The sequence below is a fragment of the Mesorhizobium sp. KR9-304 genome, from assembly GCF_040049215.1.
In the GTDB taxonomy this organism is placed as follows: domain Bacteria; phylum Pseudomonadota; class Alphaproteobacteria; order Rhizobiales; family Rhizobiaceae; genus Mesorhizobium_K.
Genome location: NZ_JBDZDN010000003.1, coordinates 366,850 through 380,500, shown reverse-complemented (window position 1 = coordinate 380,500; position 13,651 = coordinate 366,850). Strand labels below are relative to the sequence as shown.

The following is a 13,651-nucleotide window of genomic DNA, read 5'->3' as shown; positions in this document are numbered from 1 at the left end:
AGCGATCCGGATCGGGTTGTGGTTCGCGCGGAATCTAGCACGGACCCCGATTTTCGCGCGGTCCGAAGATGTCGACAAAACTACCCTATCGATCTAAATAGATGCTCATAGATCAATCATTTTGCCTAGTGATATAACCAATGACAGACCAATTGGACCGCCTAGATCGAAACATCCTTGCCGCTTTGGCGCGACAGGGCAGGCTTTCGATGGCCGAACTTGCCGCCAAGGTCGGCCTGTCCAAGACGCCCGTCCAGGCGCGGGTCAGGCGGCTGGAGAAGGACGGCTACATTCGGGGCTATTCTGCCGTCATCGACCGCGAGCGCATGGGAGAGGGCCACGTCGCGTTCGTGCAGGTCAAACTGTCGGACACGCGCTCCCTAGCCCTCGACGCCTTCAACCGCTCGGTCCAGGGTGTGGCCGAGATCGAGCAATGCCACATGATGGCGGCGAGCTTCGACTATCTGCTCAAGGTCCGCACCACCGACATCGCCTCCTACCGGCGCGTGCTCGGCGAGCGCATCTCCGCCCTGCCTCATGTCGCGCAGACATCGACCTTCGTGGCCATGGAAACGGTGAAGGATCGGTAGCTGCAGGCTCTTGTCGGTCGACAAATCGCAAGCTTACGTATATCCAATAGAAATAAGCAGCAACTAGCCTGGCCGCTGGCCAGCTTTTCCCATGAAAATCGAAGTGACCGCCCAAGAGGCGTTCGAAACGGTCCGCTCCGGCGACACCGACTCCGACACAATTTGGCTATTGATCGAAGCGCTCAACAATGGCTTTCCGCTTCAGTCGATCACTGAACTCGTCAATTCGTCGACACCGGGCGTCAGCAGTGCCGGTGTCTACATTCTTGAAGAACTCAGTTGTCGGAAGCCGGAGGTACGTGAACGCATACACGAACTGCGGGACACAGCACTCGCCTTGAGCAGAAGCCCCGATGGTTGGCGACGTAAAGTCTCTGTCGAGTTTTTCATGAACAGCCGGTTGATCGATGAGGCGATCTTGGAGGCACTGGCAACTTCTCTCGGCGACACCGATTGCCACGTCCGTAGCTGGGCGATCAACTGGGTTCTGAAGAGCCCGAGCGCTGCGGTGCTGCGGCTGGCTTCGCATCTTTTTGGACCGGTCGAGACGGCACACGCTCTGGCGGAGAAACTTGCTGCGGTCGACCGCAGGAACAGGCAGTCGCGGGCTTTCAAGATCGCTGTGTTGATCAAAGCCGGAAATGGCATTCACGCGACGCTAGATGACGCGGGATTCGAGGACAGCTTCATCTATGAGGCACTGGAACACATCGAAAGTGTCCATCGGCGGCCATGGCGGCCCATGGAATTGCCTGTGGTCGAGACGTAGCGTCACTCCGCCAGCGTCTTCAGAAAGGCGATAAGTTGCTGGCGTTCGCGCTCGGAAAGGGTCAGCGGATGCAGCTCCGTCGCTCCTGAGGGCGCCGCGGGCGCGCGGGAGTAATGGTCTACAACCTCCTCCAGCGTCGCGAACTGCCCTGCATGCATATAGGGCGGACGCGTCGCAGCACCCCGCAGCGACGGCGGCTTGTAGGCGCGTGTGAGAGCGGCGCCCTCCTTGACCATGAAGCGCAACTCGCCACAGGCTTCCGGTCCGGCGTCGCTGAATTTTCCCAGACAGTTGAAAGGATCGGCGTCGACTTGCTTGACGCCCGTCTCGCGCCCGAGATCCTCCGGCAGGCCGGGCACGACCGGCACCCCGGTATTGTGGAATGAATCGTCGGTCAGGCGCGGGCCAGTGTGGCAGGTCGAGCAGTTCGCCTTGCCGATGAAGAGCTTCAACCCGGCGATCTCCTCGCCCGAAAAAGCCACGTCGCCCTCCGCCGGTTTCCCCGCCGCCAGAGCCCTGGCGAAGCGATCGAAGCGCGTCTCTTCCGGCACGATCGAGCGTTCAAAGGCTGCGATCGCCTTGCCGAGGTTGGAGAAGACGCGGTTCACCGCGTCCTGCCGGTCCGGACTCATCGCGTTCCATGCCGTTTGCTCGGCGGGTTTGCCGAAGGGACCGGCCTGCTTCGGCACCGACGATAGATCAGGCAGCGGCCCGAAGATGCGCTGGTATCGCTCGTTGAACTCGTCGGCCACGAAGTGCGCATAGAAAGCGCGCGTCCCGGCATGCTCGCGCTGGTCCTCCAGCGGCGCCAGGGCCTGCGCCCACAGGCTGTCGCGACGTCCGTCCCAAAAGAACCAAGGACCCCAGGCCGCGCCGGCGAGCGGCATGGTGCGACGGTTGGTCGTGCCTACGCCTTTGCCGCGCGGCAGGTCGTCCTGGAACTGCCGATCAATGAGATGGCAGGTGCCGCAGGAGACGACGCCGTCGCTGCTCATGCGCTGGTCGAAGAACAGCGTTGCGCCGAGGGCAGCTGCAGCCGGATCGTCGGCATATTTGTTGGTTGGATCGGCAGGCAAAGGCAGCAGCGACGCCAGCGACATCGAAGCGATCGTCGCTTTCTCCGCATCGCTGAAGCTCTCTCCGCTGCAGGACGCGAGGAGGAGCAGCGAGGCGACCGCGCAGAACCAAGCTGAACGGCGGCTCTCCATGGCTCGTCACATCACCAGGTTGAACGTCACGGTGTCGGAACCGGCAGCCGACGAAATGTCGAAGCGCAGTTCCCACCAGCCGCTCATCGAAAATTTTACCCCGTCGATACGGTAGCGGCCCTCGCCCAAATATTGCGTCACCTCGGGGCTGGTCGGCAGGCCATGGTTGTGGTCGGGCATACCGCCTCCGACCGTAATCTTCGCATCATCCACCGGCTTGCCGTCAGGCGTCTTCACCGTGAGTATCCAGGAATGCAGCTCGCCTTGCTTCATCCCCGGCGATTCCGGTTCGATGGCGGCGACATAAAGCCCGTTGGCCGTCGTCCGGGAGCGTGATTCGTCGATCTCCGACTTCGTCGGCGCGGCCGACGGCATCGCCAGGTAAGCGCCGATGACGACCGCCAGAAGCACGACGACGGCAAGCACGTAAAGCCAGGTTGATTTCAATTCATTCTCTCCGTCATTGCGGCAACGTTTCGGATGCAGCCGATCATCCCGGAACAGATCGTGCAAAGCATGGCCTCGCCCAATACGAAAAGCTATAGCGTCACGGAAGCGCGGAGGAAGGCATGGCGAGAACAGGAATCGTCTCGATCGGCGAGTGCATGCTGGAACTGTCCGGCCGTGGAAATCATAGCGGGGGCGGCGAGGACTGGCGTCTGGGTTTTGCCGGCGACACGCTGAATACGCTCTGGGCGCTGCGGGCGCTGGTCGACCCCGAGCGCACGACGAACTATATTTCGGCGTTCGGCGACGACCCTTTTTCCCGGGATCAGATCGCCTTCTTCAAAGCCAATGGCATCGGCATCGGCGACAGCCCTGTCATTCCCGGGGCGCGCCCAGGGCTTTATGCCATCACGCTGACCGGGGCCGAGCGGTCGTTCACCTACTGGCGCAATGATTCGGCCGCGCGGCAGCTCGCATCCGATCCCGCGAAGCTGGCGAAAAGCCTGGAAAACCAGGCACTCGTCTATTTTTCCGGCATCACCTTGGCAATTCTGGAGCCGGCGGCCCGCAAGGTGCTCTTCGCAGCCGTGGACGCCGCCCGCACGGCCGGCAGCCTTGTCGCCTTCGACGCCAACTACCGGCCGCGGCTGTGGCGTTCCGTCGACGAGGCCAGGGAGGCGACCGCCGAAGCTCTGTCGCTGACGGACATGGCGCTGCCGACCTTTCCGGACGAGCAGAGCCTCCACGGCGACGCCACCCCGGAAGCGACCGCGCAACGGCTGGCTGCCGCCGGCGTCAAAGAGGTCGCGGTCAAGAACGGGGAGCTTCCGGCAACCCTCTGCTGCGAAGGCAAAGTCGAAACCGTGGCGGCCGTGCATGTCGAAGTGCCCGTCGACACGACGGGCGCCGGCGATTCCTTCAACGGCAGCTACCTTGCGGCACGGCTGGCGGGACTGCCGCCGCTCGAAGCAACGCGCCGGGCGCACGCCGTCGCGGCGGCTGTGGTCCAGGTGCGCGGCGCGCTGGCGCCGTTCGAGACGCTGCGCGCGGCTTTCGCAGGGTAGTCTTTTTGTCGCAATTCCGGACGGAAAACCGGTTCCCACTTTTCCTGGAATTGCTCTACGCCATCCGGAACCGATATTCCGTGACCTGCCGGTAGACCTCGCCCGGCCACAGCACGGCCTGCGGGAAATAGGGCCGGTTGGGCGAATCGGGCCAGATCTGCGGCTCCAGCGCAAATCCGGCATAGGCCTTGTACATCCGCCCGCCATGGCCCGGCACGGTTCGCTCGACCTTGGCGCCGGCGTAGAACTGGACGCCCGGCTCCGTCGACCAGACCTCCATCTCAACGCCTGAAGATTCGCCCTGCGCCCAGGCCGCCTGCCTCAGCGGGCCGCGCGCGGCCGCGAGGCAGAAATTGTGATCGTAGAGGACTTGCTCGCCTTCCTGCTCCAGACGGATCGTCCGCGCCCGGCGAAAATCGAAGGCGGTTCCGCCGACCGGCTGGACGACGCCGGTGGGGATCAGTTCCTCGTCGACCGGCAGATATGCCTCGGCAGGCAGCATCAGGCGATGATCCAGGATATCCCCGCTGCCGCCATCGTCCAGATTGAAATAGGAGTGGTGCGCGAGGTTGCAGAGCGTCGGCTCGTCGCAGGTCGCCGAAAGCTCGACCGACAGCGTGCCGGGTATCTTCATCCGGTAGGTGCACACGACGTCGAGCGCGCCCGGGAAGCCCATTGCGCCCGCCGGGTCGTGCAGCGCAAAGGTGACAAAATCGTCGCCGTGGAGCAGCACCTCCCAGACCTGCTTGCCGTAGCTTCTTGATCCCCCGTGCAGGGTGTGCTTGCCGAGAAAATTCTTGTCCGCCTGAAATTGCTGCCCGGCGATCGTGAAACGCCCGCCGGCGATGCGGTTGGCGTAGCGGCCGGCGATCGCGCCCATATAGGGCGAATGAAGAGGATAGTCCTCGAAGCGATCGAAGCCGAGCACGAGCGGCGCGTCGTGGCCGGCGAGCCTGAGGTCCTGCAGCACCGCGCCCCAGTTCATGATGTTTGCGGTCAGCCCGCCGCCCGTGATGGAAAACCGGTGGACGGCCTCCCCCTCGCCGGTCTTTCCGAAGATTTCGCCGTCGGCCATGCGGGCTCCCCCCTCAACAAAACTGCGAAACAAAAAGGCCGGGTTTTCACCCGGCCCGCAAGGGAAAATCAGAGGCCAAGCCCTCCGATGCAGACATATTTCGTATCGAGATAGTCCTCGATGCCCTGGTGCCCGCCCTCGCGGCCGAGCCCGGATTCCTTGACGCCGCCAAACGGCGCCTCGACGGTCGTGATCAGCCCTTCGTTTACGCCGACCATGCCATATTTCAAGCCTTCCATGACACGGAAGGCGCGGCCGAGATTGCCGGTGTAGAAATAGGAGGCGAGACCGAACTCGGTGTCGTTGGCAAGCCTGATCGCCTCTTCCTCGGTGTCGAACTTGAACACCGGCGCGACCGGCCCGAAGATTTCTTCCCTCATGAATTTCATCGTCGGCTTGGCGTCGGCGATGACCGTCGGCTCGTAGAACGACCCGCCGAGCGCGTGGCGCTTGCCGCCGGCGACGATACGGGCGCCCTTGGCCCTGGCATCGTTGACGAATTCTTCGACCTTCTCCACCGCCTTCTCGTCGATCAGCGGCCCCTGCTGCGTGCCCTCCTCCAGGCCCGAGCCGACCTTCAGCTTGGCGCTCGCGGCGGCAAGCTTCTGCACGAATTCCTCGTAGACGCCGGCCTGCACGAAGAAGCGGTTTGTGCACACGCAGGTCTGGCCCGAGTTGCGGTACTTGGCGACGACCGCGCCTTCGACCGCGCGGTCGATGTCGGCATCGTCAAAGACCAGGAAAGGCGCGTTGCCGCCGAGTTCCATCGACACTTTCTTGACCGTCGAGGCGCATTTCTGAATGAGGATCTTGCCGACCCCGGTCGAGCCGGTGAAGGTCAGCTTCCTCACCAGCGGGTTGGCGCAGATCTCGTCGCCGATCTCGCCGGCCGAGCCTGTGACGACGTTGACGACGCCTTTCGGGAAGCCGGCCTCCTCGGCGAGCACGCCCCAGGCGAGCGCCGAATAGGGCGTCTGCGAGGCGGGCTTCACCACCGTCGTGCAGCCCGCGGCAAGCGCCGGCCCAAGCTTGCGGGCAAGCATGGAGGACGGAAAATTCCAGGGCGTGATCGCGGCGATGACGCCAACCGGCTGCTTGGTGGTGATGATGCGGCGGTCGGCCCAGGGCGACGGCACCACGTCGCCATAGGTGCGGCGGCCCTCCTCCGCGAACCAGAGCACATAGGCGGCCGAGATGGCGATCTCACCCTTGGCCTCGAACAGCGACTTGCCCTGTTCGGTGGTCAGGAGTTCGGCTAGCGGCTGCTGATTGTCCATGATCGCGTCGTGCAGCTTGCGCAAAAGCTTGTGGCGATCGAGCGCCGAGGTCTTCTTCCAGGACTGGAACGCCGCTTCGGCCGCTTCGATGGCGCGGCGGGTCTCGGCCTTGCCTGACTTCGGCACAGTGCCGATCTTCAAGCCCGTCGCGGGGTTGGTCACGTCGATCGTCGCGCCGCTGTCGGCCTGTACCCATTCGCCGCCGATCAGGTTCGCCTGGCGCATGAAATGGCTGGTTTTCTGGAGCATCGTCTTGCCTCCTCTGCGGCGTCGCGGCGCCGGCTTCGAGATTGTTGCAGGCCGAGGGGTCGACCGCCGTTGCCGGGACGGCGATTGCCGCTCCGGCCTCGACAGTTGCTCTACTCCAGCCGGCGTCCGGCGATCAATGCTTATCGACTGGCGGGCCTTGGTCCAGCAATGCCCTGCGTCCAGAGCGTGCCGCTCTAACCGAACACGGCCTGCGCAACCGTCAGCCAGAATGCCGTGGTCGCCACGGCCAAAGCCGTGGTGATGGTCATCTGGTTGGAAGCAAGCGCCTGGCCGGTGCCGAACTGCGTCGCGATGAGGTATGAGTTAACCCCGGAAGGAAGCGCCGCGGCGGCGACAGCGACCTTGGCGGCGACCGGCGGCAGCCCAAGCAGAAGCGCTGCGCCGAGCGCCACGGCAGGCATCAGGAAAAGCTTCAGCGCCGAAAGCACGAGCGCAGGCATGACATTGCCGGAGATGCCGAACTTTCTGAGGCCGAGCCCCATGGCGAACAGCGCCAGCGAACCGGCAATGCCGGCAAGCGCGTCGACAAGCCTAGCCGCGAGCGTCGGCAGTTCCAGACCCGTCATGCGCCACGCCAGACCGATCAGAATGCCGACGACCAGTGGATTTTTCACGATCCGGCGAAGGAAGCTTCGCATCACCTGCAGCGGATCGATGCTGCCCCCGCCGCGCCCGAAAATGCCGAACAACATAATCGAGGCGATGATCATCACCGGCAGGTGCACGGCGATGATCAGGGACAGGATCTCGATGCCCTGCCGCCCGAAAACCCCCTGCATGAAGGGCAGGCCGAGAAGGAGCAGGTTGGAGAAAGCCGTCGCAACGCCGCCAACGACGCCGGCCTGCGAATCCCGGCCGAAGATGCGGGTGGTGACTAGGTGGCCCGCCGTCCAGGCAACCGCAGCGGCCGAAAAATAGGCCGCCCACAGCGACCATGGGGCGGAGCCTTGGAAATCCGCGGCGATCATGGTGCGGAAGAGAAGCAGGGGCAGTGCAACGCCGACGGCGAATTCCGTGAGCGCATCCCCGACTTCGACCTTGAGATAGCCGGTCAGCCCGGCGAGATAGCCGAGCGCGACAAGTCCGAAGACGAAAAGGATGGTTTCGACGACCGGCGACACGCCCTGCCGAATAGGCGACTGCGCCGCCCGGCGCAACCGCTGGGTGGAGGCGGCCGCACACCTCTAACAGCGGGTCTCGGGGCTACGCTTGCCTTTATTCCCTCTTTCACATCCCTATATCCGTCGTCGCCCATGGGAGGAAATCGCCGAATGCTGCGTTTGGTCGTCGCCGCGCTGATGCTTGCCTGTGCCGCTCAGGCAATGGCGACGGAGGCTGGCTGGGCGCTGCTGCGCGAGGGCGAGCATGTCGTCCTCTTGCGCCACGCGATGGCGCCCGGAGCCGCCGATCCCGCGAGTTTCGACATCGAGAAATGCTCTACGCAGCGCAACCTCTCGGACCGAGGAAAACAACAGGCGCGCAAGATCGGCGCGCTGTTCGCAGCCCGCGCCGCGCCGACCGAGCGCGTGCTGACCAGCGGCTACTGCCGGACGAAGGACACCGCCCGGCTGGCCTTCGGCGACGCCGAGGATTTCCCGCCGCTCGACCCGCCTGCCGCGGAAGAGCCAGCCCGCAAGGAACAGATCGAGGCGATCCTCAAGGAAGTCCGGGACTATTCCGGCTCCGGCAATCTCGTCCTCGTCACCCATCTTGAGACCATCGAGGCGCTCACCGGCCAGGCGGCTCGCGAGGGCGAGGCCGTGATCGTCGGCCCGGGAGACGAGGGTCTGCAAGTGCTGGGGCGCATAATCTTCAACTGAAGACAGGCTTTCGCGTCGCCGAAAGGCGCTGCAGCGTGTCAAGGGCGGCAAGCGGCTCTTTTCATAGCAAGAAAAAGCGATTAGACAGCCGGTCGACGAACCGCGCCTGGGCACTTTTCCCGGGCTGCTGGGAATTTGAAGGAAAAACCGTGCCGACCACTTTCGAGAAAGTCGCCAAGATCATCGCCGACACGAGCGAGATCGACATCAGCACCATCACCCCCGAAAGCCACACCATCGACGATCTCGGCATCGACAGCCTGGATTTCCTCGACATCGTTTTCGCGATCGACAAGGAATTCGGCATCAAGGTGCCGCTTGAGAAGTGGACTCAGGAAGTCAACGACGGCAAGGCTTCGACCGACGAGTACTTCCTGATGAAGAACCTCTGCGCCAAGATCGACGGGCTGGTCGCCGCAAAGGCTGCCTGATGGCCAGAGCCACGGCCGTTTGACCGGAAACGGCGCGCTATGAACCCCAACGACGTTCTCATCACCGGCATCGGGCTGGTTTCAGCGCTCGGCGAAGGCGTCGACGCGCATTGGCGGAAGCTGACGGCTGACAAGCCACAACCGGTGACGGACGATGTGCGTTTCGCGCCATACGTAATTCATCCCCTGCCCGCCATCGACTGGGGGCTGCAGATTCCAAAGCGCGGCGACCAGCGGCAGATGGAGACATGGCAGCGGCTCGGTACCTATGCAGCCGGACTCGCGCTCGACGACGCCGCCATCAAGGACGAGACGCTTTGCGCCACCATGGACATGGTGGTCGCGGCCGGCGGCGGCGAAAGGGACGAGGCGGTCGACTCGGCGATCCTGGAAGCGTCGACGACACGCAACGACCGCGACGTCCTGCTCAACGAAAAACTGACGACCGATCTGCGCCCCACCCTTTTCCTGGCGCAGCTTTCCAACCTGCTCGCCGGCAACATCTCCATCGTCCACAAGGTCACCGGCTCGTCGCGCACCTTCATGGGCGAGGAAGGCGCTGGCGTCGCGGCAGTGGAGACCGCGGCCGCGCGCATCCGTTCCGGCCAGTCGTCGCATATGCTGGTCGGCGGCGCCTTCCAGACAGAACATCATGACATGCTGCTTGGCTACGAATTGGCGGGATATCTGCACCGCGGCCCTTGGAAGCCGGTTTGGCGGCGCCAGGGTTCCGAAGGCGGCGGTGTCGTCACCGGCTCGGGCGGGGCATTCCTGGTGCTCGAATCGCGCGAACATGCTGAAAAACGCGGCCGCAAGGCTTATGCGCAGCTTGGCCAGGTGGTCTCCAGCCGTGCGCGACGTCGGAAAGATGATCTTGCGGCGGGAATTGCGGCCCTCGCGGTCAAGGCAGGCATGCCGGCCGGCCGGCCGATACTTGCCATATCCGGCGTTTCGGGAGCGCATGCCGCGACATCTGCGGAGATAAAGGCCTTCGAGGCGATGCCCAATGTCGCCTTGCGCGGTTTTTCCAACGTCGTTGGCCATTTGAAGGAAGCGCAATTCCCGTTCGCCGTGGCGCTGGCCGCGCTCGCCGTTCACAACCGCGCCGGCTATCCTGTTTTCGATGCGGAATCGGAGAAGCCGTTCGACGGCGATACGACAACCGTGCTTGCAACGACGGTCGGCTATCACCAGTTTGAAGGCATGGCGCAAGTCGGCAGCGCCGACCGGGCCTGACGGGACAAGCAATATGGCGAAGACGACGGATCACCTCGGCAGACCTCTCGTAGCCGTCACCGGCATTGGTGTCATCACCTCGCTCGGGGTCGGCAAGCAGGACAACTGGGCGGCGCTTACATCGGGCCGATCCGGCATCCACCCGATCACCCGCTTTCCGACCGACCATCTCAACACGCGCATATGCGGCACCGTCGATTTCCTGGAGTCGAGTTCCAAGGGGTCGAGCCCGCTGACCTACGAGCTCGCGGAAACCGCCGCGCGCGAGGCGATCGGCGAATCCGGGCTCTCCTCCGACGATTTCAACGGACCGCTCTTCCTCGCGTCGCCTCCTGTCGAGCTCGACTGGACCGACCGTTTCAGCCTCTACGCCGCCGGCAAGGACGGCACGGCGGCCGATCGCGTGCTCGAAATCGCCCGCGGGCTGGACGCGCTGGATGTCTTCGAGACCGCGCAATTCGGCTCGATCGCCGACCGACTGGCGGATACCTTGGGCACGCGCGGTCTGCCGATCACGCTTTCCACAGCCTGCGCCTCTGGCGCCACCGCGATCCAGCTCGGCGTCGAGGCGATCCGGCGCGGCGAATGCGACCGGGCGCTTTCGATCGGCGCGGACGGTTCGGTCACCGCCGAGGCGCTGATCCGCTTCTCGCTGCTGTCGGCGCTGTCGACCCAGAACGATGTTCCGGAGAAGGCCTCGAAACCGTTCTCCCGAGACCGCGACGGCTTCGTCATCGCCGAAGGCGCCGCCGCGCTCGTGCTCGAATCGCTCGAAAGCGCCGTCGCGCGCGGGGCGGAGGTGCTCGGCATACTGCGCGGCTGCGGCGAAAGGGCCGACGACTTCCACCGCACGCGCTCGAAGCCGGATGGGTCGCCGGCGATTGCGGCGGTGCGGGCCGCACTTTCCGATGCCGGCCTGTCCGAGGACGAAATCAGCTACGTCAATGCGCACGGCACGTCCACGCCCGAGAACGACAAGATGGAGCATCTGTCGCTGTCGACGGTCTTCGGCGAACGTATCCGCAAGATACCCGTCTCGTCGAACAAGTCGATGATCGGCCACACGCTGTCGGCGGCCGGCGCGGTCGAGGCTGCGTTCTCGCTTATGACCATGCGTGAGGGCGTCATCCCGCCGACCATCAACTACGACAATCCCGACCCGGCGATCGACCTCGACGTGGTGCCGAACAAGAAACGTTCGGCCGACGTTTCGAGCGTCCTGTCCAATTCCTTCGGCTTCGGCGGCCAGAACGCCTGCCTTGTCTTGGCGCGGGAACCCGTCTAAGCGAACCTCAACGTTCGCCAGGAGCATGATCCCGAACCGAAGGACCGCGTAAGCGAAAAGCGGGAACCGGTTTTCGGAAAAGATCATGCTCAAAGAAGAATAGAGGGAAGCCGCCCGCAATATGCGCGCATTGCAGTTGATCGAGGATCGCAAGCTCGAAACGGTCGAGGTCGCCCCACCGCCCGCGCCGGGCCTCGGCGAGGTCACGCTCCGGATCAAGGCGGTGGCGCTCAACCACATCGACGTCTGGGGCTGGCGCGGCATGGCCTTCGCCAAGCGCAAGCTGCCGCTGACCATAGGGGCCGAGGCCTCCGGCGAGGTCGAGGCCGTCGGTCCAGGCGTCTCCAATCTCGTGCCGGGCCAACTCGTCGCGATCTATGGCGCGCGCACCTGCGGGCTCTGCCGAAATTGCCGCGAAGGGCGCGACAATCTCTGCGAACACGTGTCGGGCGTGCACGGCTTCCATCTCGACGGCTTCGCCCAGGAGAAGATCAATCTGCCGGCCCGGCTTCTGGTCCCGGCCCCGCCCGGGGTCGATGCGATCGGCGCGGCCGTCACGCCCGTAACGTTCGGCACCGTCGAGCACATGCTTTTCGACAATGCGAAGCTCGAACCCGGCGAAACCATCCTCGTCCACGCCGGCGGCTCCGGCATCGGCACCGCGGCGATCCAGCTCGCCAGGAAGATGGGCTGCACCGTCATCACAACGGTTGGATCGGCGGACAAGATGGCGAAGGCGGCCGCACTCGGCGCGGACCACGTGATCAACTACCGCGAGGACCGCTTCGAGGGCGTCGTGCGCAAGCTGACCAAGAAGAAGGGCGTCGACGTCGTGTTCGAGCATGTCGGCGCCGACACCTGGGCCGGATCCATGCTTTCGCTGAAGCGCGGCGGACGGCTGGTCACATGCGGCTCCACCTCGGGCGTCTCGACATCGATGAACCTGATGCAGCTTTTCCAGCAGCAGCTGAAGATCTTCGGTTCGTTCGGCTGCCGCATGGAGAACATGGCGAACGCCATGCAGAAAATGGCGGCGGGGCTTGTCACGCCCGTGATCGATACGGAGGTCGACTTCGCAGGCATCGGGGACGCGTTGGCGCGCCTGGAAAGCCGCGACGTGTTCGGCAAGATCATCCTGCGCGTCGGCTGAGGACCCCCCAGTTGCAGCGGGGCAAATTCGTCACCTTCCGCTATCGGGCCATGCGGTCCTTAAGGCGGCTCAACCACTGGCTTGTCGCCCGCTTCGCCATGGGCGCGCTCTGGCTGCTCAGGAAGCTGCCCCCCGACAAGGCACTGGATTTCGCGGCCCGGATGGCAGTGAAGGTCGGCCCCCGCTTTGGCCGCCACCGCACGGCCCTGGCAAATCTCCGCATGGCCTATCCGGAAAAGTCGGAGCAGGAAATCGAGGCGATTGCGCTCGAGATGTGGGACAACATGGCCCGTCTCGCGGGTGAGTATGTCTTCCTCGACCAACTCTTCGACTTCGACCCGGAGAACCGGACCGCCGGGCGCATCGAGATCGTCGGGGAAGAACTGTTCGTCCGGCTCGCGGCCGAGAAGAAGCCGCACATCCTGTTCACCGCCCATCTCGGCAATTTCGAGCTTTTGCCGATCGCCGCGGCCGTGCACGGCCTGAAGGTGACGGCATTGTTTCGCCCGCCGAACAATCCCTACATCGCCGAATTCATCCTATCAACACGCCGCTCGACAATGGGAGAGCTGATGGAGACGCGGGCCGGCGCAGCCTTCGCGCTGGCGGCCATCCTCGAGAAGGGCGGCAACGTTGGCGCGCTCGTCGATCAGAAATTCATCGGCGGCCTGCTTACGACTTTCTTCAACCGGCCCTGCGAAACCAATCCGGTCGTGCCGATGCTCGCACGCCGCTTCGACTGCGAGGTTTTTCCGGCGCGCTGCATCCGCCTGCCCGGCAACCGCTACAGGCTGGAAATCCAGGAAGCGGTCGAACTCGTGCGTGACGCAGACGGCGACATCGACATCGGGGCTTCGACGCAACTTCTCAACCACGTCGTCGAAGGCTGGGTGCGCGAGAATCCCGGCCAATGGATGTGGTTTCACAAGCGCTGGACGCTAAGCCGCAGAAGGCGCAGCAGGCGCTGGCAGGCCAAACCCGGGTCCCGCAACAAAAAAGCCGCACGCAAGGCAGGCTGACATCGGGCGG

General features: G+C 64.2%; 14 protein-coding genes. 9 read left to right on the top strand and 5 right to left on the bottom strand.

Going from position 1 to position 13,651, the window contains the following annotated elements:
• Positions 1-140: 140 nt before the first annotated feature.
• Both ABLE71_RS18050 and ABLE71_RS18045 read left to right on the top strand, forming a co-directional pair.
• Positions 141-590, top strand: coding sequence for an Lrp/AsnC ligand binding domain-containing protein (locus ABLE71_RS18050; protein ID WP_348784848.1), 450 nt, complete (start codon positions 141-143; stop codon positions 588-590).
• 91 nt (positions 591-681) lie between these two features.
• Positions 682-1,359 (top strand): hypothetical protein, encoded by a 678-nt coding sequence (locus ABLE71_RS18045; RefSeq protein ID WP_348784847.1) that lies wholly within the window; start codon positions 682-684, stop codon positions 1,357-1,359.
• A gap of 2 nt (positions 1,360-1,361) precedes the next feature.
• Here ABLE71_RS18045 and ABLE71_RS18040 read toward each other — a convergent pair whose 3' ends face one another.
• Together ABLE71_RS18040 and ABLE71_RS18035 are read right to left on the bottom strand one after the other, a co-directional pair.
• A complete protein-coding gene (locus tag ABLE71_RS18040; protein WP_348784846.1) occupies positions 1,362-2,567 on the bottom strand; it encodes a cytochrome c peroxidase in 1,206 nt (401 codons plus the stop codon).
• Between the two features lie 6 nt (positions 2,568-2,573).
• Complete coding sequence (locus tag ABLE71_RS18035; protein WP_348784845.1) at positions 2,574-3,014, bottom strand: FixH family protein; 441 nt, start codon at positions 3,012-3,014, stop codon at positions 2,574-2,576.
• Positions 3,015-3,136: 122 nt separating this feature from the next.
• On the opposite strand from ABLE71_RS18035, the gene ABLE71_RS18030 reads away from it, so the two are divergent.
• Positions 3,137-4,078, top strand: a complete 942-nt coding sequence (locus tag ABLE71_RS18030; protein ID WP_348784844.1) for a sugar kinase — start codon at positions 3,137-3,139, stop codon at positions 4,076-4,078.
• 55 nt (positions 4,079-4,133) lie between these two features.
• On the opposite strand, the gene ABLE71_RS18025 is transcribed toward ABLE71_RS18030, so the two are convergent.
• The 3 genes from ABLE71_RS18025 to ABLE71_RS18015 form a co-directional block, all read right to left on the bottom strand.
• Positions 4,134-5,153, bottom strand: a complete 1,020-nt coding sequence (locus tag ABLE71_RS18025; protein WP_348784843.1) for an aldose epimerase family protein — start codon at positions 5,151-5,153, stop codon at positions 4,134-4,136.
• A 68-nt stretch (positions 5,154-5,221) separates the two neighbouring features.
• Positions 5,222-6,679, bottom strand: coding sequence for an NAD-dependent succinate-semialdehyde dehydrogenase (locus ABLE71_RS18020; protein WP_348784842.1), 1,458 nt, complete (start codon positions 6,677-6,679; stop codon positions 5,222-5,224).
• Between the two features lie 194 nt (positions 6,680-6,873).
• Complete coding sequence (locus ABLE71_RS18015; protein ID WP_348784841.1) at positions 6,874-7,821, bottom strand: AEC family transporter; 948 nt, start codon at positions 7,819-7,821, stop codon at positions 6,874-6,876.
• A gap of 150 nt (positions 7,822-7,971) precedes the next feature.
• Here ABLE71_RS18015 and ABLE71_RS18010 point away from each other — a divergent pair, with 150 nt between their 5' ends.
• From ABLE71_RS18010 to ABLE71_RS17985, 6 genes are all read left to right on the top strand, one after another.
• Positions 7,972-8,520, top strand: coding sequence for a histidine phosphatase family protein (locus ABLE71_RS18010; protein WP_348784840.1), 549 nt, complete (start codon positions 7,972-7,974; stop codon positions 8,518-8,520).
• Between the two features lie 149 nt (positions 8,521-8,669).
• The gene (locus ABLE71_RS18005; protein WP_348784839.1) at positions 8,670-8,951 is read left to right on the top strand and encodes an acyl carrier protein; all 282 of its coding nucleotides are present in this window, start codon (positions 8,670-8,672) and stop codon (positions 8,949-8,951) included.
• Positions 8,952-8,990: 39 nt separating this feature from the next.
• The gene (locus tag ABLE71_RS18000) at positions 8,991-10,187 is read left to right on the top strand and encodes a beta-ketoacyl-ACP synthase (protein WP_348784838.1); all 1,197 of its coding nucleotides are present in this window, start codon (positions 8,991-8,993) and stop codon (positions 10,185-10,187) included.
• A 13-nt stretch (positions 10,188-10,200) separates the two neighbouring features.
• Positions 10,201-11,472 (top strand): beta-ketoacyl-ACP synthase, encoded by a 1,272-nt coding sequence (locus tag ABLE71_RS17995; protein WP_348784837.1) that lies wholly within the window; start codon positions 10,201-10,203, stop codon positions 11,470-11,472.
• Between the two features lie 121 nt (positions 11,473-11,593).
• Complete coding sequence (locus ABLE71_RS17990) at positions 11,594-12,622, top strand: zinc-binding dehydrogenase (protein ID WP_348784836.1); 1,029 nt, start codon at positions 11,594-11,596, stop codon at positions 12,620-12,622.
• A gap of 11 nt (positions 12,623-12,633) precedes the next feature.
• Positions 12,634-13,641, top strand: a complete 1,008-nt coding sequence (locus ABLE71_RS17985; RefSeq protein ID WP_348784835.1) for a lipid A biosynthesis lauroyl acyltransferase — start codon at positions 12,634-12,636, stop codon at positions 13,639-13,641.
• The last annotated feature ends 10 nt before the right edge of the window (positions 13,642-13,651 follow it).